Source organism: Planctomyces sp. SH-PL14 (assembly GCF_001610835.1).
Classification (GTDB): Bacteria; Planctomycetota; Planctomycetia; order Planctomycetales; family Planctomycetaceae; genus Planctomyces_A.
The window spans coordinates 6,912,163-6,932,535 of sequence record NZ_CP011270.1 but is presented as its reverse complement, the minus strand read 5'-3'; the positions used below and the strand labels follow the sequence as shown (position 1 = coordinate 6,932,535).

The following is a 20,373-nucleotide window of genomic DNA, read 5'->3' as shown; positions in this document are numbered from 1 at the left end:
CGATAACCGGGGTCCAGGGGGCCCCCCTGGTGGGGAGTGCAGAGGGGCAACGCCCCTTTGCCCGCCGGAGGCCTGGCCGTCGAGAGATGTCTGAAGGAGTGAGTGTCCAGACGCGGACCGCGCGGCGGATGCCCCCTCACCAACCCACGGGAATTGCATCACCAGCGGTGAATTTTGAGGGAATCCTCAACGCGGGTCCCACAAAGGGGACGTCCGTTGTGTACCACGGTTCCTCGTGGAAGCGCCTCCGGCGGCAAGGGGGTGAGACCCCCTTGACCCCGGCTGCCGTCGCACGTTGGGTTTGAGCTATGGGAACTGTGCCGGCAAGGACGCGGCTCCTCAGTCCTGAGCCATGACCGTTTCCTGCTGGCCCTGCTCATTCTCGTGCATCAGGACCACCTGATTCCGGCCGTTCCGCTTGGCCATATACATCGCGGCATCCGCGGAATCGATCAGCCGCTGCTGCGTATCGTCCCCTTCGATCGGCGGGCCCATCAGCGCTCCGCCAATACTCGCCGTCACGACGATCGGCCGGCCGTCATACTCGATCGCCTCCTCGGCAATCCGGGCCCGGATCCGCTCGCCAACACACCCCAGCCCGGTGATGTCCCCGGATCCGGTCAGGACAATGAACTCTTCCCCACCATAGCGGCCGAGGACATCGCTCGTGCGGATCACGCTCTCGATCGCCCGGGCGACCCGCTCGAGAACCCGGTCACCGGCCGCATGGCCGTACGTGTCGTTCACCGACTTGAAGTGGTCGACGTCGATGAAGATCAGGCCAACCTTCTGCTGCCGCAACCGGGCGACGGCGACCTGCTCCGCCAGCCGCTCGGTCAGGTAGCCGCGGTTGAAGATGTGGGTGAGCGGATCGATCGTGCTGCGGCGCGTCAGTTCCTCGACACGGCGGCGGAGCCGGCCGTTCTCCTCCAGGACGTCCTGGGAGTTCGGTGTGTTTCCATCCCTCAGGGCCGAGGCCGCCAGCTCCGAGAGCTGCTCCATGGCCTGCGAAAGGATTTCCGACGGCGACGGAAGATGGCCGGCCTCCGCCTGGAACATCTCCGCACTCGCACTGAGACGCTCCCGGACCTGGGCGATCAGTTGATCGACATCGTCCTGGCTGGCGCCAAAGAACATTCCCATCAGCTCATGGATGCGGATCAGGGAGATCGCCCGCTTCCCCTGGCAGAGAAAGCTCCCCATGGCGGCGGCAACCGACACCGCCTTGTCGAAGATGGTGATTTCGCTCGGGTCGGTCCCCTCCAGGACGGTCAGCTCGGCCGCCTGGTCCCGCGCCGCCGAGATCAACTCCGCGGGGAGATTCCACTGCCCCAGGAGCTGCGACGTGAGCTGAATGTAGTCGGTCCCGAATGCCTCCTGTTCCAGTTCCAGCGCGTTCAGATCCTCAACGTCGGCCTTCTTCCGGATCTCGTCGAACTTGGCCGGTTCGGAGTGCAGGAGTGCCAGCCAGCCGAGAGACGACAGGAGCCCGGCCGCGAACAGTTCGCCCTCCTTGCCCCGCGAGTAACGCCGCCCCAGATGCTCGCACGTCGTCGCCCGGACAACCGCCTGGAGCCAGTAGTCCTGGAACAGCTGCTTCTGATCCCCGCGCTTCGTCGCCACGTCGGAGAGCGAGAAACCGAGCGCCAGAGAGGTCACGGTCCGCTTGCCGAGCAGCGTGAGAGCCCGCCCGATGTCCGCGATTCCCCGCCCGCAGCCGAAGGTGGCCGAGTTCGCCGCCTTCAGGATCTTGGCGGCCAGGGCCGGATCGCTCTCCAGAACCTTGGCCACATCCCGGATCGAAACATCCGGATCCGAGAACACATCCAGCAACCGGACGGCGACGGCCGGAAAGGTCGGAAGGCGAAAGGTTCTGGATTGTGTCTTCATCAAGGTGTTGATTGTTTTCGCAGTGGGAGCACAAGTGCCGGAGTCAGGTCGGAGCCGCGCCAACCTCATCGACTCCTGCGGGAGCGTCTTCCTCTCCAGGCGAGCGGCCACGACCGGTCTGTCCGCGCAACCGGTCCCCCGCCATTGTTTCTGCCCGACTTCTTCCCCGGACCGCCCCTCAGGAGGAACTCCCGGTGAACCGCGCCATGCGGGTTTCCCGTAATTCCCCCCGGCATGGCGATTTCGAGTGAAGCCGTACGTCCCCGCACTCTCTCCATCGTTGGATCGCGTCTTTCGCTTGACCCCTGATCCCCCGGATCCTCGCATTTTCTGCGGGGGCGATGTCCCGGAACGGGGATTGGATGGTTATGCCGCGTCTCCCACTTGCTCCGACGATCGGCAGAACCTTCCGCTGACCTTCGGCACGATCGTCCGGTCCCCGTCGGGGCGAAGCCGCATTCCTGCATTTCGCCTTGCCGCCAACGCGGGGGACTGGGCTAACTTTGCCGGTCATTCCGATAACAACAGCATGATCAACGGCAATCCCCAACTCGACCTGCTCCAACGGCTCATGGCGACCGCCGAGCACCGGCATCGCGTCCTGAGCCAGAACCTGGCGAACGTCAACACGCCCGGTTACCGACGCCTCGACATCTCCTTCGAGGAGGAGATGAAGCGGCAGGCGGAGCAGGCGGGAGCGCTGCCGCAGGTCATCGAGGAGCAGGGACTGTCGTCCCGGCCGGACGGGAACAACGTCGACATGGACACCGAACTCGGGCACTTGAGCCAGAACGAGATGCTCCATCAGACCTGTACCCAGCTCCTGATCAGCCAGATGGCGCAGCTCCGTCGGGCCATGTCCTAGCGGAGTTTTCCGTCGTCAGTCAGACGTTTTCAGTCACGAGCCGGCTGAGGTCGGGCGGCGGCTGGAACGGATCGTCTGGCCCTGGAGTTCACGATCGCTGGAAGTCATCGGAAGGAGAGAGACATGTCGATCGGTCGCATCCTGTCCGCCGCGGATATCAGCGCCTCCGGCCTCAAGGCCGAGCGGACCCGCATGGAGGTGGTGGCGAACAACATCGCCAACATGCACTCGACCCGTACCCCGCAGGGAGGACCGTACCGCCGGCAACAGGTCGTCTTTTCCGAGGCGATGGCGGAGACCGAGAGCTCCGGAGCCGACGGACTGACCGGCCTCAAAGGGGTCAACGTGGTCGGCGTGATCCAGGACCAGTCGGAGCTCCCTTCCGTCTATGACCCGTCCCATCCGGACGCCGACGCCCGCGGTTATGTCTCCCTGCCCAACGTCAAACTGCCGCACGAGATGGTCGACCTGATGGTCGCCAGCCGCAGCTACGAAGCGAACCTCAAGTCCCTTCAAACCTTCAAACAGATGGCCGAAACGACGCTCTCCGTCCTCCGGGACATCGGATAGCGCCCTCGGCCCCCCGCCCCACCCCGCCCTCTCGCCTCCTGACGTGCCGTCGTGGCCCTTTCCCCCGTAGGACCGAATTCCCTTCCCGGCCTTTCGACGCCGCCGACCACCGGCTCCGTCGGAACGCCGGAGATGCCGTTTTCGGACCTCGTCAAGAATCTGCTCAACGACGTCAACACCCAGCAGGTCGGCGCCCAGCAGTCGATCCAGGAACTCGCCTCCGGACAGGCCGACAGCCTGCAGGGAGTGGTCCTGAACGTCGCCAAATCGGATCTGACGTTCCGGCTGCTGATGGAGGTTCGCGACAAGGTGATCGCCTCCTACCAGGAGATCATGCGGATGCAGGTGTAGCCCTTCGGCCGGCGTCTGATTCCAGATGCCCGGCCCCCCGCATCCGAACAGGGAGTCGACCGTGGATTTTGTTCAGAACCTGATGACGCAGCTCACCGGCCTGTGGGGCCGCTGGTCCCGCGCGCAGCAGGTCATGGTCGCCGGCGGCGTCCTGGGCTGTCTGCTCCTCGTCGGGGCGGTCGGCTACTGGTCGCTGCAGCCCGAATACGTCCAGCTCGCCAGCGGGCTCACCCCGGCGGACGCCGCCGAGATCGTCAGCACGCTGGAAGCGGAGCGGATCTCCTACAAGCTGAACTTCTCCGGCTCCGCGATTCTCGTCACGAAGGCGGACCTGAACCGGGCCCGCCTCGCCAGCAAGGACCATCTCGGGGCGGCGGGGCAGTCCGCCAAGGACGACCCAACGAACGACATCTGGAGCGACCCGTCGCTGACGCACGTCCGGCTCCTCCGGCAGCAGGAGACGCGGCTCGCCCGCTCGATCGGCCAGCTCAAGGCGGTCAAGGCCGCGACGGTCCACATCAGCAAGCCGGAAGCGAGCCCCTTCATCCGCGACGCGGAACGGACGACCGCCAGCGTCGTCATCGAGCTTCGCCCGGGAGCGTTCTTCTCCAGCCGTGATACCGCGGCGGTCGTGAGCCTGATCTCCCACAGCGTCGAGGGGCTGGTCCCCGGCGACGTCAGCGTCATGGATACCGAAGGGCGTCTTCTCACCTCCGAGGGAGGGCTCGAAGGGGACGTCGCCGGCCAGCTCGAATTCCGGCGGCGGCTCGAGACCGGGCTCGCCGCGAAGGCCGAGACGATGCTGGCCGAAGTCCTCGGCCTCGGCCGGGCTGTCGTGCGGGTCACGGCGGACGTCGACTTCACGCAGACGACGTCGACGCAGAAGACCTACGACCCGTCGGGCAAAGTGAAGTCGACGGAGAAGATCGTTTCCGAGCAGAACAGCTCCACGCGGGGATCGGCCACCGGCGTCGCCGGGACGAGCTCCAACGTCGGAAGCGGAGCGAACAGCCGCACCGAAAGTCCGACGTCGAGCAAGCGGGAGGAGAGCGAAACGAACTACCTCAACCCCGAGACGACGAACACGACCGCCGAGGCCCCCGGACGGATCCGCCGGATCACCGTGGCCGCCGTCGTCGATGTTACCGATCCGGACGCGGCTGCCGCCGATCCCGCGGCCAAGGGTCAGGCCAAACCGCCGGCGGGACGGCTCGACAAGACTGCCGTGGAAGCGCTCATCAAGCAGGCGGTCGGTTTCGACACCGACCGGAATGACCAGATCGAAGTCGTCCTGGCGAAGCTGGCAGCCGCGGTCCCGATGGAGGCCGCGATCCCCGTCACCTCGATGGACTCGCTCAAGGACTGGCTGAAGGCGGCCTCGCTGGGGATCGTCGCTCTCGTCGTCGGGGCGCTCGGGATGTTCGCCCTGCGGCGGATGCGTCCCGTCGAGATCAAGCAGCCGACCACGACCGAGCTCTCGCTCAATGCCGCAAAACGGCTGGCGACGCTCTCGGAACGGGCGCGGGAGAACCCGGAAGCGGTCGCCGAGGTCCTCAAGGCGTGGCTGGGAGCCGCTCCCGCCGCGAGCACCGGCAAGAGCGCCGCGGCGAACGGCGGGCGGCAGACGATTCCGCTCCGTCAGGAAAGACGGGCCGCCTGATCCGCCCCCCCACGAGTCGAAACGGCACGCACGGACGCGCAGAGCATGTTGACCAAGGATGACCGCCCGCTGATTCTCCTCCGCCTCCTGGACAGCGATGTCCAGCAGCAGGTGCTGGAGTTCCTGCCGCCGGAGCAGGCGAACGGCCTCCGCCGCGGGCTGGCGAGCGCGAGCGCTCACGACGCCGTCGACTGGTCCCTCGAATCGAGCGTCATCGACGAATTCGAGATGATGCTGGCGTTCCTCAAGTCCCACGCCCCTCCCCCGCCCCCTCCTCCCTCGGCGGTCCAGCTGCAGGTAGCGGAGGAGAGCGCCGTAGCAGCGGGTGGCAGTCCGGCACCGGGCAAGAAGTTCATTCCCTCCGACGATCCGCTCGCCGACCTCGAACGGATGCCGGCGCAGCAGCTCGGCCTGACGCTCCTGGCGGAACAGCCCCGGACGATCGCCATCCTGCTGGCGAAGGTTTCGGGAGCCCGGACCGCGGAGCTCCTGGGGTTCTTCAAGGACGATCTCAAGCAGGCGGTCATCAAGGAGCTCGGCCGCGAGTCGATCGCCCATCCGACCCTCTTCGACCGTCTGGCCCGGGCCACGATCCAGCGGGCCGTGGCGGCCGCCGATGGTCCGCCGGTCGAGCAGTCCGACCGGGTCGGGAAGCTGATCGAAATCCTGCGGTCGCTCGACAAGGCGCAGCGGGGTCCGATGCTCGAGGCCCTGGAAGCGGAAGATCCCGAACTCGCCGGGAAGCTGGCGGAATCGCTCTACAAGTTCGAAGACCTCTCGACGACCGAGGACCGTGTCATCCAGAAGATCCTGGGGCAGGTCGAGTCGTCGACGCTCGCGACGGCGCTGTTCAAAGTCGACGACGCGATCCTGCAGAAGGTCCTCAAGAACCTCTCCCGCCGCGCTCAGCAGTCGCTGCAGGAAGAGCTCCAGCTCCAGACTCACGTCGCCGCGTCCAAGGTGACGCAGGCCCGGACCGCCATCGCCCAGATCATGGCGAAGCTGGCGCGAGAGGAGGACGCATGAGCCGACTCCCCGCGTTCTCTCCCCTTTCCCTCCTCCTCTCCCTCCGTCCCCGGCCGTTGACGACCCCAGTTCCCGTCGGGAGCGCCGCGATCGATGTTCCGGTACACCCTTTCGACCTCGACGCCGCTGCGGCAGATCCAGGTCCGCGTTGCGGACGGGGACCTGGACGTGGCGGCCACGAGCGCTCCGCCCCCCCCTCCGCCTCCGCCCCCACCACCGGTCGCTCCCCCTCCCACGGAGGATTTGCGGCCGCTGCTGATGGGACTCGAGGAGACCGTCCGGGAATTCGAGGAGCGACGGCAGCAGTCGCTGGGGGAGCTTCAGCAGCTGGCGGTCGAGCTGGCGGTGGCGGTCGCCTCGCATGTGATTGCGAAGGCGGTCGAGGCGGAGCAGTTCGATGTCACCGGACTGGTGCAGCGGCTGATCGATCGGCTCGGACTCGAAGCTCCACTCCGGGTCTCGCTCCATCCGCGGGACCTGCAACTGTTCAACGCCCAGATCGCCCGCGATCCCGCCACCTGGAAGGATCGGCAACTGACACTCATTCCCGATCCCTCGCTGCCGCGCGGCTCCTGCCGCGGGGAAGCGCCGCAGGGATCGGTCCTCTCCGACGCCTCGCTTCATCTCGCGGAGCTGCGGCGGCACCTGCTGGAGGGGCTCGATGACGCTGAAATTGAGCGGCGACAGGCTGCGCCAACGGATCGCGGACTGCGACGGTTTCCGGACCGCCGGGAAACTGCTTAGCGCCCGCGAACTCCTGACCGCGCGGCTCGAAGCGGCCGTCGGCGACGTCTGCGACCTGCGGCTTCCCGACGGCCGGACGATCGGCTGCGAAGTCATCGGCTTCGACGGCGAGGTCGCGCAGGTCCTTCCCTTCCACAATGTCGACGGCGTCCGCGCCGGCCTGGAGATCCTCCGTCGGAACCGCCCCCTCTCGACGCCCGTCGGTTGGGAGCTGCTGGGCCGGGTCATCGACCCGCTCGGCCGTCCCATCGATGGCGGTCCGCCGCTCACGCCGCGGCGCTGGAAGGCGAATCACTCCGTCGCGCCGGCTGCCCTGGAGCGGCCGCGAATCACCCGCCCGCTCGAAACGGGACTTCGCTCGATCGATGGACTCCTGACGGTCGGCCGCGGCCAGCGCGTCGGACTGTTCGCCGGCAGCGGCGTCGGCAAGAGCACCCTGTTGGGAGAGATCGCCAAGACAGCTCGTGCCGACCTCAACGTGATCGCCCTCGTCGGCGAGCGCGGTCGCGAAGTCCGGCCCTTCGTCGAGGACTGCCTCGGTCCCGAGGGGATGCGGCGGTCCGTCGTCGTCCTGGCGACCTCCGACGAGACACCGCTTCTCCGCACGCGTGCGGTCTCGACCGCCGTCAGCATCGCGGACGACTTCCGACACCGAGGCACCGACGTCCTCCTGATGGTCGACAGCATTACCCGCCTGGCCTTCGCCCAGCGCGAGATCGGCCTGTTGCGCGGCGAGCCCCCCGGAAACCGGGGCTATACCCCCTCGGTCATGCACCTGCTGGCCTCGACGCTCGAACGGCTCGGGACTTCGGCCCAGGGATCGATCACCGGGATCATCACCGTGCTCGTCGACGGGGACGACATGGACGAGCCGATCGCCGACGCGGCCCGCGGGATCCTCGACGGCCACATCGTTCTCGACCGCAAGCTGGCGGCGAAGGGGCATTACCCGGCCATCGACGTCCTGCGTTCGATCAGCCGGCTCTTCACCGAGATCACAACTCCGGAGCATCGGGCCGCGGCCCTCAAGGTCCGCGAGTGCATGGCCGCTTACGCCGAAGTCGCCGACGTCGTCCAGCTCGGCGTCTACAAGTCCGGGACGTCGCCGCGGATCGACCGGGCGATCCAGCTTCAGCCGGCGATCAATGCCCTGCTGCGGCAGACCGTCAACGCCTCGTGTTCGTTCGCCGAGACCGTCAAGAGCCTGACCACGATCGCCGGAGCGTGGGGCGGCTGAGAAGCCACCCGCCACCTATGAAACGATTCCACTCGAGCTACGAGAGTCTCCACCGCATCCGGCAGCAGGAAGCCCGGCTGGCGGAAATGGAGCTCGGTGCGCTCGTGGCGGAGCTCCGGCAGGCACAGCAGCGGCGGGACGACGCCCGCACGGCGGTTGATGACGCATCGCACCAGATCGCCTCCCTGCCTCTGGGAGCGATCACGGCGGACCGGATCCAGGCGGATCAGATGTTCCTGTTCCGGCTCCATGGCCAGCTCGACGAGAGCGAACGGGCCGTCGAAGAACAGACCGTGAAAGTCGACCAGCAGACCGCCCAGGTCGTCGAAAAGCGGGCGGGGGTCGAAGTCGTCCAGAAACTCCTTGATCAGCAGCGGCGGGTCCACCGGCAGGAGACTCTCCGGGAGCAGCAGGTCCGGCTCGACGAGCTGAGCGCCCACCGCGCCGCCCGTCCTCACGCCCGGCCCCAGACAATGCAAGGTGATCCGTCATGAAGAACATGGTGATGCTGCTCCTGTTTGCGCTCGCCGTGGGGGGCTCGTCCGCCGCCGTGAGCATGTACCTGCGGAAGGTCCCGCCGAAGGTCGTCGAGAAGGATCCGTCCGACGTGCCGGTCGCCTCGAAGATCGGCCCGGACGACGTGACCACCCCGCACGGCGAGACCGGCCACGGCAAGACCTCCCACGACGATTCGCACGCGGCCGGCCCGGACATGGGCGTCGCGGTCCGCCCGAAGGCGATGAGCGTCGAGGAAATCCTCCGCTACGGGATGGCGCTCAAGAAGCGGGAAGAGCTGATGAAGCAGCGTGAGCACGCCGCTTCCGAGCAGGAGTCGCAGATCAAGCTCGTCTACGCCGACATCCAGGGGGAGCAGAAGGAGATCGAGGGGCTGCGGCTCCAGATCAAGGAGCAGCTCGCCGCCGCCGACCGCAAGCTGGTGGAGATGGAACAGAACCGCCTCCGGCTCGAGACGGAGCGGCAGCAGCACGCCGATGCCGTCAAGAAGTCCGCCACGGGCGACGAGGCGAGCCCGCTGCAGCAGGAGAACATCAAGCGGATGTCCGCCTGGTTCCAGAGCATGGAACCAGCCAAGGCGGCGGAGTTCCTCAAGGACCTCTGCAACGACGGCAAGCTCGACATGGCCGTCCAGCTCCTGGCCAACTTCGAGGAGCGGGAAGCGGCGAAGGTCCTCTCCGCCTTCCCCGAAGAGGACCGGGCCCTCGTGACTCAGATCACCGACGCCTTCCGGAACTACAAGCGACCGGAACCGGAGAAGAAGAAGGGAAAGTAAGGCGCCCTTCGCTCCTTCCCGTCGTCCCTCATCCCCTAGCCCCTCGTCCATCCCCATGTCCTCTCTCCAAGTCATGGAAATCGGCCGCGATCTCCTCTGGACCGCGCTGTGGCTGTCGCTGCCGGCGGTCGGGGTGAGCCTGCTCGTCGGCCTGACGATCAGCATCCTCCAGACGCTGACGAGCGTGCAGGAGCAGACGCTGTCGTTCGCGCCGCGGATCGCCGCTGTCTGTCTGATTCTCGTTCTGGCGCTCCCCTGGATGCTGCGGACCTCGACCGCGTTCACCACCCGGATGGTGGCGCGGATGGTCGAGGTGACGAAGTGATTCCGCTGGGGCCCTTCACGACCGACAACGCTCCGATGGCGGCGCTCGCGATCGGAGCCTTTCTGGTCTTCCTGCGGATCGGGTCGTTCGTCGCGTTCATGCCGCCGTTCACCGGCAAGGGTCTGCCGAACACGGTCAAGATCGGCCTCGCCATGGCCCTGACTCTGTTGTGGCTCCCGACGGCCAGGCTCGATCCGGGCCTCGCCGCGGCGCTGTCGCTCCCCAAAATGATGATCCTCGGCGTGGCCGAAGTCATGACGGGCCTGGCGCTGGCGGCCATCCTGGGGCTGTTTCTCGTTCCGATGAAGGTGGCCGGCAGCTACATCACGCAGGAGATGGGGCTCGAGTTCGCTTCGCAGGCATCGCTCGTCGAGGCGCAGGAGCAGTCGATCGTCTCCACGATCCTCGAGGCGCTCGGAACGCTGCTATTCTTTTCGAGCGGGATGGACCACTTCGTGTTCCGGGTCATCGGCCGCTCGTTTCAGCTCAATCCGGTTGGCGGGCCGTGGGTCCGTCCCAACGGCGAGTGGATCATCTCCGCCTTCGGCCGGATGCAGGAGTATGGGATCCAGATGGCGGCCCCGGTTGCTGCCCTGCTCTTTCTGACGAGCGTGACCCTGTTCCTGCTGGCCCGCTGGGCGCCGCAGATCAACCTGTTTTCCGTCGGCTTTCAGATCCGCCTGCTGGCGGGATTGTCGGCCCTGATCGTCTTCCTTCCCGAGCTTGGCCGTGTCTCCGTGAGCCTGTTCCAGCGGATGGCGCGGCTGTCCCTCAGTACCTGATCCCTTCCCCTCGACTCTCCAGTCCCGGCGACTGAGTCCCCGCCATGGCGGACATCGAACGCGATTCCAAAACAGAAGAGGCGTCCCAACGGAGACGCGAGCAATCGCGCTCCGAGGGTCAGGTCGCGTACAGTACGGACCTTTCGACCGGGCTCGTCCTCACGGCGCTCGCCGCCATCCTGTGGCTGGGGGGGCCGGTCATCGGGGACTCGCTGCTGGGGGCTTTCCGGCAGACGCTGAGTCATGCTCCGCGAACCGACTGGAACGTGATGCACGGCTCGATGGTCGGCCGGTGGCTCGTAGGGGCGACGTGGTCTGCTGTCGGCGGGTTTTCGCTGGCGATCCTGCTGGTCTCCGTCGGCGCCGGTCTGCTGCAGGCGGGATTCCACATCTCGACCGAGACGATTGCGATCAAGTGGGAGCGGCTGCTGCCGACGCGGGGATGGCAGAAGCTGTTCTCGATGGAGTCGATGACGAAGGTCCTGGCGGCGGTGGCGAAGATCGCTCTCGCCGGGACGGTCGTGTGGCTGGTGATCCGCGGCGACTGGCATGCGCTCTCGACGGCGGGGCGGGTGAGTGTCCGTCACGCGGTGTTGACGGGGTGGTCGACGGCGGTGTGGCTGCTGCTGATGCTGGGGCTTTCGGCTTTGATCGTGGGTGCCGCCGATTATGGGTTTCAGTGGTGGCGGCACGAGCAGAATTTGAAGATGACGAAGGAGGAGGCGAAGCAGGAGCAGAAGGAAGAGAACGGGGACCCGCACGTGCGCAGCAAGCGGCGGCAGATGCAGCGGGAGATGCGGAAGCCGCGGGGGTTCAAGAATGTGGCGACGGCGACGGTGGTGCTGAAGAACCCGACGCACTTTGCGGTGGCTCTGCTTTATGACCCGGCGACAATGGCGGCGCCGAAGGTGGTGGCGAAAGGGGCGGGACCGCATGCGCGGCGGATCTTGAAGCTGGCGGAGGCGAATGGAGTTCCGGTGCTGGAGCGGAAGCCGTTGGCGCGAGCGCTGTACAAGATGGTGGATGTGGGGAAGGAGATTCCGATGGAGTTGTACCAGGCGATTGCGGAGATCCTGGCAACGGTGTACCGGACAAAGAAGGCAGCCTGAGCCACCCCATACCGGGGTCCAGGGGGTACCCCTGGTGGGGGGTGCAGGGGGGCGAAGCCCTCATGCCCGCCGGAGGCCTGGCCGTCGAGAGATGTCTGAAGGAGCACGTGTCCAAGCGCGGACACCGTGCCGTATGCCCCCCTATCTAACCCGCAGCGTCTTCAAAGCGAGCGGTGAGTCCTCGACGCCGGTACCACAAAGGGAACGTCCGTTGTTTACCACGGTTCCTCATGGAAGCGCCTCCGGCGGCAAGGGGGTGAGACCCCCTTGACCCCGGCGGCCGTAGCACGTTGGGTTTGAGCTATGAGAGCAGTGCCGGCAAGAACGCTACAGCTGATCGTAGGGAATCGCGAACGTGTTCCCGTCCGTGAACTTCCCCGACTTCAGCCCCTTCATAAACCACCGGACACGCTGCTCCGAACTCCCGTGCGTGAATGAGTCCGGCACGACATAGCCCTGCGACTGCTTCTGCAACCGGTCATCGCCAATCGCCGTCGCCGCCTGAATCGCCTCCTCCACGTCCCCCTCCTCCAGCATGGGACGCTTCTTATTGGCGTGATGCGCCCACAGCCCCGCCAGGAAGTCCGCCTGAAGCTCCAGACGAACGGACTGCTCATTGAAGTCCGGCCGCCCCTGCGCGGCATGCACGCGGTCCGAGATCCCCAGCAGGTTCTGAACATGATGCCCGATCTCATGGGCAATCACGTACGCCTGGGCAAAGTCCCCCCCCGCGTGGAACCGGTCCCGCATCTCGTCATAGAACGCCAGGTCCAGATACACCTTGGCATCCCCAGGACAGTAAAACGGCCCCATCGCCGCACTCGCCCCACCGCACGCCGACTGGACCCGATCGCGGAAGAGCACGAGCCGCGGAAGCTGGTACTGCTCCCCGTCCGCCCGGAACTGCTCCGTCCAGACCTGCTCGGTCGAGGCCAGAACCCGCTTCACGAACGAGACCATCTCCTCTTCTTCCGGAGTCGTCTCGAGCGGCGCGTCCGCCTGCTGCTGTTGCGGCGGCGGCCCCTGCCGCTGCATCTGGTTCAGGAGAGCCAACGGGTTGCCGCCCAGCAGCGTGTAGACGATGAGGATGACAACCATCCCCATCCCCCCGCCCCCCAGCAGCATTGGCCCCGACCGGGACCCGCGGCGATCCTCGACGTTGTCGCTCTCCGGACCATCCAGACGCATGATGTCGCCTCCCCATCCCGGACATCGTGAATCAAAAAAATCCCCGACCGTCCGGTCGGGGACCTCTGGGCGATTGTTCGTCTGAGCCGGTGCCGTTTCAAGGGCCATCCCAAAGACCGGGACGCGGAACGGACCGGCGCGACGAGACCGCTGTCGACTACTCCGCGGAGAACCCGTACACGCAGATATGCGTGTACTTGTCTCCCGCCTTGAGGATCGTCGTCGGGAACTCGGGATGATTCACCGAGTCCGGAAAGTGCTGCGTCTCCAGACACAGAGCGCTGCGGTGGGCATAGGTCTTGCTTCCCTTCGCCTTCTGCCCCTTCAGAAAGTTGCCAGTGTAGAACTGCACGCCGGGCTCCGTCGTCTGGACCGTGAGGACACGGCCCGACTTGGGGTCCTTGACGCGAGCGATCTTCCGCAGTGTGCCGGAGGCGCCGTTCAACACGAAGTTGTGGTCGTAGCCGATCGCGGCAGTCTTATCCAGCTGTTCGATCCGCTCACCGATCTTGTGCGCGGAGCGGAAGTCGAGCGGCGTCCCTTCGACCGGATCGATCTTTCCCGTCGGGATGAGCGTGTCGTCCGTCGGGGTGTACTTATCGGCGTGAATCGTCACTTCATGGTCCAGAACGGTCGGCGAGCCGGCACCCTGGAGGTTGAAGTAACTGTGGTTCGTCAAGTTCACCGGCGTCGGACGGTCGGACGTCGCTATGTATTCGATCCGCAGTTCGTTGTCGCCCGTGAGCTGGTAGCTCACTTCCATCGTCAGCTTGCCGGGATAGCCTTCTTCGCCGTCCGGGCTCGTGTAGGTGAACTTGACTCCCTGGCCGCGATGGGTCTCGAACGGCTCCGCCTTCCAGACCACCTTGTCGAGGCTCCGCTCCACGCCGCCATGCAGGGCGTTCGGGGCGTTGTTGACGGGGACCTGATACTCCTTATTGAGGACGGTGAACTTTCCCTTGGCGATGCGGTTCGCGACGCGCCCGGTCGTGCATCCGAAATACTGGTTGTCGGCCGACTCGTATCCGGCAACGTCGTCCCAGCCGAGGACGACATCCGCGACGTCCCCGTTCTTGTCCGGAACGTTCAGTTCGGTCAGCGTCGCCCCGCGGGTCATGATCTTGGCGGTGAGCCCCCCTTTGTTCTTGAGGGTGTAGAGCTCAACCGGTTCGCCGCGGGAGGTCTTCCCGAACGGCTCTCCCTTGGGCGGCTCGGCGCCGGCCATTGTCGCTCCCAGGACGGACATCGCCATGCAGACACCTCTCATCACCAACAGGACTGAGCGCATGTTTGTTCCCCGCGAGCCGCGGACAGGATGCTGATCGCCGTAACCTGGGGACCGCCCCACGAGGCGGATCCCGCGACGGCGGCGCGATTATGGGTCGCCCGTCCGGCGGGAACAAGCGCACGGAGACGGCCTGGCCGCGGCTCCGGCCGGGACCGGAATGTGAAAATGAGTCTATAGTTTTTGCGAAGTCCCCCCACTTTTCCGTAGGCCCTCTACAATCCAGGCTGGTCCGCCCCTTCGGAATGGAATCGCCTCATGCACACCGCTTCGATCGATTCTCCCGGACGCGTCTCGTACCGGTCCCTGGCCAACGCCTCCCGCTCCCTGGCCCAGATGCTGATGGCCGGCGTCGATATCCGCAAAGCGTTCATCACGGTCGCCGAGAAGGCTCCCGACCGGCGGCTGAAGCGGGGGCTCGACGACATTGCCCTCCAGATCAAGGCGGGTCAGGACGTCACGACGGCGCTCCGCTCCAACGGCGAGCTCTTCCCGTCGCTGTTCATCGAGCTGATTCACGTCGCGGAGCAGACCGGCTCGCTGCCGGAGGTTCTGAAGGCGCTGGCGGACCACTACGAGAACCTGGTGCGGCTGCGGAAGGAGTTCCTCGGGCAGATCACCTGGCCCATCGTCCAGTTCGTGGCGGCGACCCTGGTCATCGCACTCCTGATCTTCATTCTCGGGATGCTCCCCGTTCCGCAGGACATCCTGGGATGGGGACTGCTGGGGCCGACCGGTGCGCTGAAGTGGCTCGGGGGCTGGGCCGTGGCCATCGCGACGATGGTGGTCGTCTACAAGGTCCTCTCCCGGGTCCCGGCGATCCGCACCGTCGTGCACCGGATCCTGATGTCGCTGCCGGTCATCGGCCGCTGCATGCAGTCCTTTGCGATCGCGCGGTTCTCGTGGGCCTTCTATCTCACCCAGGAGGCCGGACTGCCGGTCGACGAGAGCCTGGACGCGAGCCTCAAGGCGACGGCCAACGGCGCGTTCGCCAGCGCCGCCGACCAGATGATTGCCGACGTCCGGAGCGGCGAGACCCTGACCGAGACGCTCGACCACTCGGGGCTTTTTCCGGCGGAATTCATGCAGATCGTCAACGTGGCCGAGACTTCGGGGACCGTGCCGGAACAGCTGCACCGGATGAGCCCGACGTTCGAAGAGGACGCCCGTCGCAGCCTGCGATTCATGACCGGTGTGCTGGCCGGAGCGATCTGGTTCGGCGTGGCGGCGATGATCGTCTTCCTGATCTTTACGATCTTCAGCTGGTACGCCGACATGATCAATCGCGCGGGGCAGCTCTGAGCGAGTCTTGACGCTCGATGCGATACAGCATCGAGCGTGGTATGCCATCAACGCGCGTGCTGCGAAACGTCATCGAGTTGGCTCCTCGAACATCGAGTTCGCGCCGGAAGATCGACTCATTGCGAGGCAACGTGAAAGTCGCTTGCAGCCGTCTGTCATGACCTTTGTGTCAAGCGTGCCGCGAGTCAAAAATATCAGTCTCGATGTTTTGTCCAGAACTCGAAACACAGATGTTGCGAAGTTGATTGAGGCGTGTTCATACTACGCCCCGTCCTGTCCGTCTCAGCGACGACAATCCTTTCTTTCGGGAACGTGTCCATGGTCGATCGACCTTCGTGTCCGGACTGTGACTCCACCGAAGAAGGCACACCGGGACACTCACGTCGCCGCTTCCTGCAGGTGACCGGAACTGCGGCGGCGGCCGGATGGCTCAAGACGCTTCCCTCTCCGGCTCACGCGGAACCGACCTCCTCCCCTTCATCCTCTTCCGCTCGCAGCAGCGAGTCACTGGTCAAGACCCTTTACGACTCCCTGACTCCCGATCAGCGCAAGAAGATCTGCTTCGCCTGGGATCACACCGACAGCCGCGGTCTGCTCCGCACGCACGTCTCGAACAACTGGCAGATCGTCGATCAGAAGACCCTCAACGTCGTCAGCCCTTTCTACACAAAGGATCAGCAGGAGCTGATCGAGGCGATCTTCCACAGCTTCTACAACCCCGAGTGGCGTGAGCGGATCCATCAGCAGCTCAAGGACGATGCCGGCGGTTACGGCACGCAGCAGACGATCGCCCTCTTCGGCGAGCCCGGCACGGGGAAGTTCGAGTTCGTGATGACCGGTCGGCACCTCACGATCCGCTGCGACGGAGACTCCACCGAACACGTCGCCTTCGGCGGCCCGATCTTCTACGGGCACGCCGCCAAGGGTTTTGACGAAACGAAGGATCACCCCGGCAACGTCTTCTGGCCGCAGGCCCTGAAGGCCAACGAACTGTTCCAGATGCTCGACGGCAAGCAGCGGATGCAGGCCCTCGTCCACGACATGCCGGGCGAGCATGAAGTCGCCTTCAAGGGAAAGAAGACGATCGACGGAATCCCGGTGAGCGAACTTTCGGCCGACCAGAAAGAGGTCGCCCAGAAGGTCCTCAAGTCCCTGATCGAGCCGTATCGGACTTCCGACCAGACCGAGGCCCTCAAGTGCCTCGAGACGCAGGGTGGACTCGATGCCTGCCGCCTTGCCTTCTATCCCGATGACGACATCGGTGACGACAAAGTCTGGGACGTCTGGCGGCTGGAAGGTCCGTCCTTCGTCTGGCATTATCGCGGATCGCCTCATGTTCATGTGTGGGTGAACGTGGCGGACGATCCTTCTGTGCCGCTCAACGTCTGACCGGCCGTATCACGCCGGGCGCAACGGCGTGACCATTGCTTCGGGCTCTAACATCACTATCCGGGAGTCTTTGTTCACAGCGGGAACTGCGGATCGATCGTCCCTTCGTCGATTCTTTTCTCCAGTCCCCCCTCTCTGTCGAACGCGGACTTCGCCTTTGGGAGATCATGAATGTCGTGGCAACGGACTGCGGTCGGAGCCGAGACTCCCTCTGAGATCACGTTCTTTCCGGGCGAGATTGAAAGTCTCGTCACGCGAGAACAGCTCGGCCGCATCGCGCTGAACCACACCACGACGTGGCGGTGGTCTCCCCAGGATGACGTCCGCGTGTACCGCCGGGCGGGCCTGCAGGCGATCGGGGTCTCCCACCTCAAGCTCCTCCGATACGGGCTCCGCGACGCCGTGCCGGCGCTGCGGAAGTCGGGTCTGCAGGTCTCCAGCCTCGGCTGGGTCGGCGGCTTTGCGGGACTCACGGGCGGTTACCGTTACAGCGACGCCATCCAGGACGGGAAGCGGCTGCTCAAGCTGGCCCGACTGATCGGCGCGGAGTCCGTGACCGTCCTCTCGGGGCCGCAGCGGGGTCACATTCGCCCGCAGGCTTATCGGTGCCTGCAGGATGGGATCTTCGAATTGTCGCTGGCGGCGGAACGTCTGGGCGTGCGGCTGGCGCTCCAGCCGATGCACCCCTTGTTCTCAGAACAGTGGTCCTTCCTGAGCACGCTGCGGGATACGTTCCAGGTCGTGCGGGGCTTCGATCCCAAGGTCGTCGGCGTGACGCTCGGGACTTACCACATCGGGGCGGATCCGGACTTCGAAGAGTACACCCGGCTTCTGCTTCCCTATATCGCCAACGTCACGGTCAGCGACTGGAAGATCGACACGCAGCACGACAATGACCGGGAGATCCCGGGCTATGGCATCTCGCCGCTGGCGGCCCAGCTCGCGCAGTTCGAGCGGATTGGTTATCGCGGCCGCTATGAAGTCGAAGTCTGGTCCCGCGATGCCTGGCAGGGTGACGGCAAGTCGGTGGTGAAGGCGTGCCTTGCTGGGATGGGGCGGCTTCTTCAGTTGGCGCCGCAGGGAGCGGCCTCTCGTAACTGAGGTCCGCCCGAGCCGCGTCCTCGCCGGCACAGCTCTGCTGGCTCAAACCCAACGTGCCACGGCAGCCGGGGTCAAGGGGGTCTCACCCCCTTGCCGCCGGAGGCACTTCCATGAGGAACCGTGGTACGCAACGGGCGTCCGCTTTGTGGAACCGGCGTTGAGAGCTCACCGCTCGGTTGCACTCCCAGCGGATTGGTGAGGGGGCATACGGCACGTTGTCCACGCTTGGCCCCTCGCTCCTTCAGAGAGATCGAGACGAGACGGGCCTCCGGCGGGCAAAGGGCATTCTGCCCCCTGCACCCCCTGACCAGGGTGCCCCTGGACCCAAGTCGATCAATCGCGCTGGGTTAACGTCGCGCGAATCTCAGCCGGGCGCCGGGCCGCGACTCACAGTTTGTCACAACCCCTTCTATACTGCAGATCCCGGAATTCCCGGAGCTTGACGTATTGATGCCGTGAGATTGCTGTGCTTGCCGGTCCCCTGTTCAGTCGCGAAGCCCTGACCGCCCCCCGCCAGCCCAAGCATTTCCTGATGCGGGCCGGCTACATCGCGGCCCTCATCGTCATCATGTACACCGCCGGACAGGCAACGTTCGAACGGCGGATCATCCAGGACGTCGGCGACCTCTCCCGCTTCGGCGAGTTCGTCACCGGGATCTTCGCCTTCGTCCAGCTCATCCTCGTGACCGCCGCCGCCATCCTCTTCTCGGCCGGCAGCGTCGCCCAAGAGAAGGACCGCGGCACGCTCATCCTGCTCCTCATGACCGACCTGCGGGACTTCGAGCTCGTCTACGGAAAGCTGCTGGCCAGCCTCCTGATCGTCGTCACGCTGATCGGCGTCTCAGTGCCCGTCTTCGCCTTCCTGATGGTCCTCGGCGGCCTCACGCTCCAGCAGGTCCTGTGGATCGAAGCGATCTCGCTCTCCGCCGCCTTTGCCGCCGGCGCGTGGGCAATCCTCGTCGCCTACTGGCGCGAAAAGACATTCCAGACGCTGGCGATCAGCGTCCTCGGCGCGGTCATGTTCATCGCCGTCGTCGAAGGGCTGGCTGCTCTCGCAGGTCCCCAGTCGGGACTCGGCACCGTCCTGCGGTGGCTCGATCCCTTCCGGGCCCTGTCGGTCGTCCTCGATCCGCTCGCCGCCTATCCGACCGACCGACATCCGACCGCCCAGGCCCTCGGGCCGACGCTGGCGATGACCGGCGTGGGACTTCTGCTCTCGCTTTGGACCGTGTTCCGCGTGCGGGTCTGGAATCCCTCCCGCAACATCTTCATCGCCGCCGCCGAAACCCCGGCGACAGCGGATGAACAGCTCAAGACGGTCGTCCGTCCGCCCCGCCGGATCTGGGAGACCCCGATCCTCTGGCGGGAGATCTGCACCCGCGCCTACGGGCGGAAAATGATCCTCATCAAGGTCGCCTACGCCCTGCTGGCCGCGGCGATCTGGTGGGCCTTCGCGCGGCCGGGACTCGAAGAGGGGCTGATCCTCGGTGTCATCAGCTACACGGGGTTCGCCTTCGTCGCCGTGGCGCTCATCAGCCTGCTGCTGGTCAACGCCCAGGCGGTGACGTCGCTGACCAACGAGCGCGACGCACAAACGCTCGAACTGCTCCTCGTCACGGAGATCTCCGCCAAGGAGTTCATCTTCGGAAAGCTCGGCGGGGTGCTCTACAACACGAAGGAAGCGATCCTCGTTCCGTGCCTCTTCCTGGCGATCTCGCTGCTCCAGGGGGGGCTGACGCTGGAAAACGCGATCTACGTCTTCGTCGGGTTCGCGACGCTCGTCCTGTTCGTGGCGATGCTCGGCCTGCACGCGGGTCTCAGCTTCCACCGCTCGCGGACGGCGATCGCCAACTCGCTCGGCACCGTCTTCTTCCTGTTCATCGGGATCTTCGTCTGCATGATGCTGATCGTCGAAGCCCGGTCGTCGTTCGGCCTGCAGCTGACGCCGTTCCTGATCTTTATCCTCGGGGGGAGCCTCGGGCTGTGGGCCTCGCTGACGCACAAGAGCCCATCCCCTGCCCTGACGCTCGCCGCGGCGGTCCTGCCGTTCCTGACGTTCTACGCCATCGCCTCCTTCGTCCTCGACTCGACGCTCGGGGTGGCGGCCTGCGTCTTCTTCGCGTACGGATTCGCCACGTTCGCGATGCTCGTCCCCGCCATCAGCGAGTTCACGATCACCATCGGCCGCGCGCGGGTCGAACGCTGATCCCGGGCCGCCTCCCCGCGAGTTCCGCCGCCTCTCACGTCGCCTGATCCTT

General features: G+C 65.6%; 19 protein-coding genes. 16 read left to right on the top strand and 3 right to left on the bottom strand.

What is annotated here, in order from left to right:
• Nucleotides 1–339: 339 nt before the first annotated feature.
• Nucleotides 340–1,890, bottom strand: a complete 1,551-nt coding sequence (locus VT03_RS26615) for a GGDEF domain-containing protein (protein ID WP_075095817.1) — start codon at nucleotides 1,888–1,890, stop codon at nucleotides 340–342.
• A gap of 529 nt (nucleotides 1,891–2,419) precedes the next feature.
• Here VT03_RS26615 and flgB point away from each other — a divergent pair.
• The 12 genes from flgB to VT03_RS26555 all read left to right on the top strand — a co-directional run bounded on the left by flgB (nucleotide 2,420) and on the right by VT03_RS26555 (nucleotide 11,850).
• The gene (gene flgB, locus VT03_RS26610) at nucleotides 2,420–2,755 is read left to right on the top strand and encodes a flagellar basal body rod protein FlgB (RefSeq protein ID WP_075095816.1); all 336 of its coding nucleotides are present in this window, start codon (nucleotides 2,420–2,422) and stop codon (nucleotides 2,753–2,755) included.
• 123 nt (nucleotides 2,756–2,878) lie between these two features.
• Entirely contained in the window at nucleotides 2,879–3,325 is a 447-nt protein-coding gene (flgC, locus tag VT03_RS26605; protein ID WP_197489091.1) for a flagellar basal body rod protein FlgC, read from the top strand.
• Between the two features lie 132 nt (nucleotides 3,326–3,457).
• Nucleotides 3,458–3,676 carry a flagellar hook-basal body complex protein FliE gene (fliE, locus tag VT03_RS26600; protein WP_082846559.1) on the top strand — a complete coding sequence of 73 codons (219 nt, stop codon included), beginning with the start codon at nucleotides 3,458–3,460 and terminating at the stop codon, nucleotides 3,674–3,676.
• A gap of 61 nt (nucleotides 3,677–3,737) precedes the next feature.
• A complete protein-coding gene (fliF, locus tag VT03_RS26595) occupies nucleotides 3,738–5,336 on the top strand; it encodes a flagellar basal-body MS-ring/collar protein FliF (protein ID WP_197489090.1) in 1,599 nt (532 codons plus the stop codon).
• Nucleotides 5,337–5,381: 45 nt separating this feature from the next.
• Entirely contained in the window at nucleotides 5,382–6,362 is a 981-nt protein-coding gene (locus tag VT03_RS26590) for a FliG C-terminal domain-containing protein (RefSeq protein ID WP_075095813.1), read from the top strand.
• Between the two features lie 93 nt (nucleotides 6,363–6,455).
• Nucleotides 6,456–7,106, top strand: a complete 651-nt coding sequence (locus VT03_RS26585) for a FliH/SctL family protein (RefSeq protein WP_075095812.1) — start codon at nucleotides 6,456–6,458, stop codon at nucleotides 7,104–7,106.
• Nucleotides 7,024–8,343 carry a FliI/YscN family ATPase gene (locus VT03_RS26580; RefSeq protein WP_075095811.1) on the top strand — a complete coding sequence of 440 codons (1,320 nt, stop codon included), beginning with the start codon at nucleotides 7,024–7,026 and terminating at the stop codon, nucleotides 8,341–8,343. The genes VT03_RS26585 and VT03_RS26580 overlap by 83 nt, the downstream gene beginning before the upstream one ends.
• Nucleotides 8,344–8,360: 17 nt before the next feature.
• Entirely contained in the window at nucleotides 8,361–8,837 is a 477-nt protein-coding gene (locus VT03_RS26575; RefSeq protein ID WP_075095810.1) for a flagellar export protein FliJ, read from the top strand.
• Nucleotides 8,834–9,634, top strand: coding sequence for a hypothetical protein (locus tag VT03_RS26570; RefSeq protein WP_075095809.1), 801 nt, complete (start codon nucleotides 8,834–8,836; stop codon nucleotides 9,632–9,634). Before VT03_RS26575 ends, VT03_RS26570 begins: the two co-directional genes overlap by 4 nt.
• 55 nt (nucleotides 9,635–9,689) lie before the next feature.
• Nucleotides 9,690–9,959, top strand: a complete 270-nt coding sequence (locus VT03_RS26565; protein ID WP_075095808.1) for a flagellar biosynthetic protein FliQ — start codon at nucleotides 9,690–9,692, stop codon at nucleotides 9,957–9,959.
• The gene (locus tag VT03_RS26560) at nucleotides 9,956–10,741 is read left to right on the top strand and encodes a flagellar biosynthetic protein FliR (protein ID WP_075095807.1); all 786 of its coding nucleotides are present in this window, start codon (nucleotides 9,956–9,958) and stop codon (nucleotides 10,739–10,741) included. Before VT03_RS26565 ends, VT03_RS26560 begins: the two co-directional genes overlap by 4 nt.
• Before the next feature lie 44 nt (nucleotides 10,742–10,785).
• Nucleotides 10,786–11,850: a flagellar biosynthesis protein FlhB gene (locus tag VT03_RS26555; RefSeq protein ID WP_075095806.1), complete on the top strand. Its 1,065-nt coding sequence runs from the start codon at nucleotides 10,786–10,788 to the stop codon at nucleotides 11,848–11,850.
• 327 nt (nucleotides 11,851–12,177) lie between these two features.
• Here VT03_RS26555 and VT03_RS26550 read toward each other — a convergent pair whose 3' ends face one another.
• On the bottom strand, nucleotides 12,178–13,038 hold the full coding sequence (locus VT03_RS26550) for a neutral zinc metallopeptidase (protein WP_075095805.1): 861 nt from the start codon (nucleotides 13,036–13,038) through the stop codon (nucleotides 12,178–12,180).
• 157 nt (nucleotides 13,039–13,195) lie between these two features.
• On the bottom strand, nucleotides 13,196–14,290 hold the full coding sequence (locus VT03_RS26545; RefSeq protein ID WP_197489089.1) for an aldose epimerase family protein: 1,095 nt from the start codon (nucleotides 14,288–14,290) through the stop codon (nucleotides 13,196–13,198).
• Nucleotides 14,291–14,581: 291 nt separating this feature from the next.
• On the opposite strand from VT03_RS26545, the gene VT03_RS26540 reads away from it, so the two are divergent.
• The 4 genes from VT03_RS26540 to VT03_RS26525 all read left to right on the top strand — a co-directional run bounded on the left by VT03_RS26540 (nucleotide 14,582) and on the right by VT03_RS26525 (nucleotide 20,321).
• The gene (locus VT03_RS26540) at nucleotides 14,582–15,625 is read left to right on the top strand and encodes a type II secretion system F family protein (RefSeq protein ID WP_075095803.1); all 1,044 of its coding nucleotides are present in this window, start codon (nucleotides 14,582–14,584) and stop codon (nucleotides 15,623–15,625) included.
• Nucleotides 15,626–15,943: 318 nt separating this feature from the next.
• Complete coding sequence (locus VT03_RS26535) at nucleotides 15,944–17,014, top strand: DUF3500 domain-containing protein (RefSeq protein ID WP_075095802.1); 1,071 nt, start codon at nucleotides 15,944–15,946, stop codon at nucleotides 17,012–17,014.
• Between the two features lie 171 nt (nucleotides 17,015–17,185).
• The gene (locus VT03_RS26530) at nucleotides 17,186–18,115 is read left to right on the top strand and encodes a sugar phosphate isomerase/epimerase family protein (RefSeq protein WP_075095801.1); all 930 of its coding nucleotides are present in this window, start codon (nucleotides 17,186–17,188) and stop codon (nucleotides 18,113–18,115) included.
• A 466-nt stretch (nucleotides 18,116–18,581) separates the two neighbouring features.
• Nucleotides 18,582–20,321 carry an ABC transporter permease subunit gene (locus tag VT03_RS26525; protein ID WP_075095800.1) on the top strand — a complete coding sequence of 580 codons (1,740 nt, stop codon included), beginning with the start codon at nucleotides 18,582–18,584 and terminating at the stop codon, nucleotides 20,319–20,321.
• The last annotated feature ends 52 nt before the right edge of the window (nucleotides 20,322–20,373 follow it).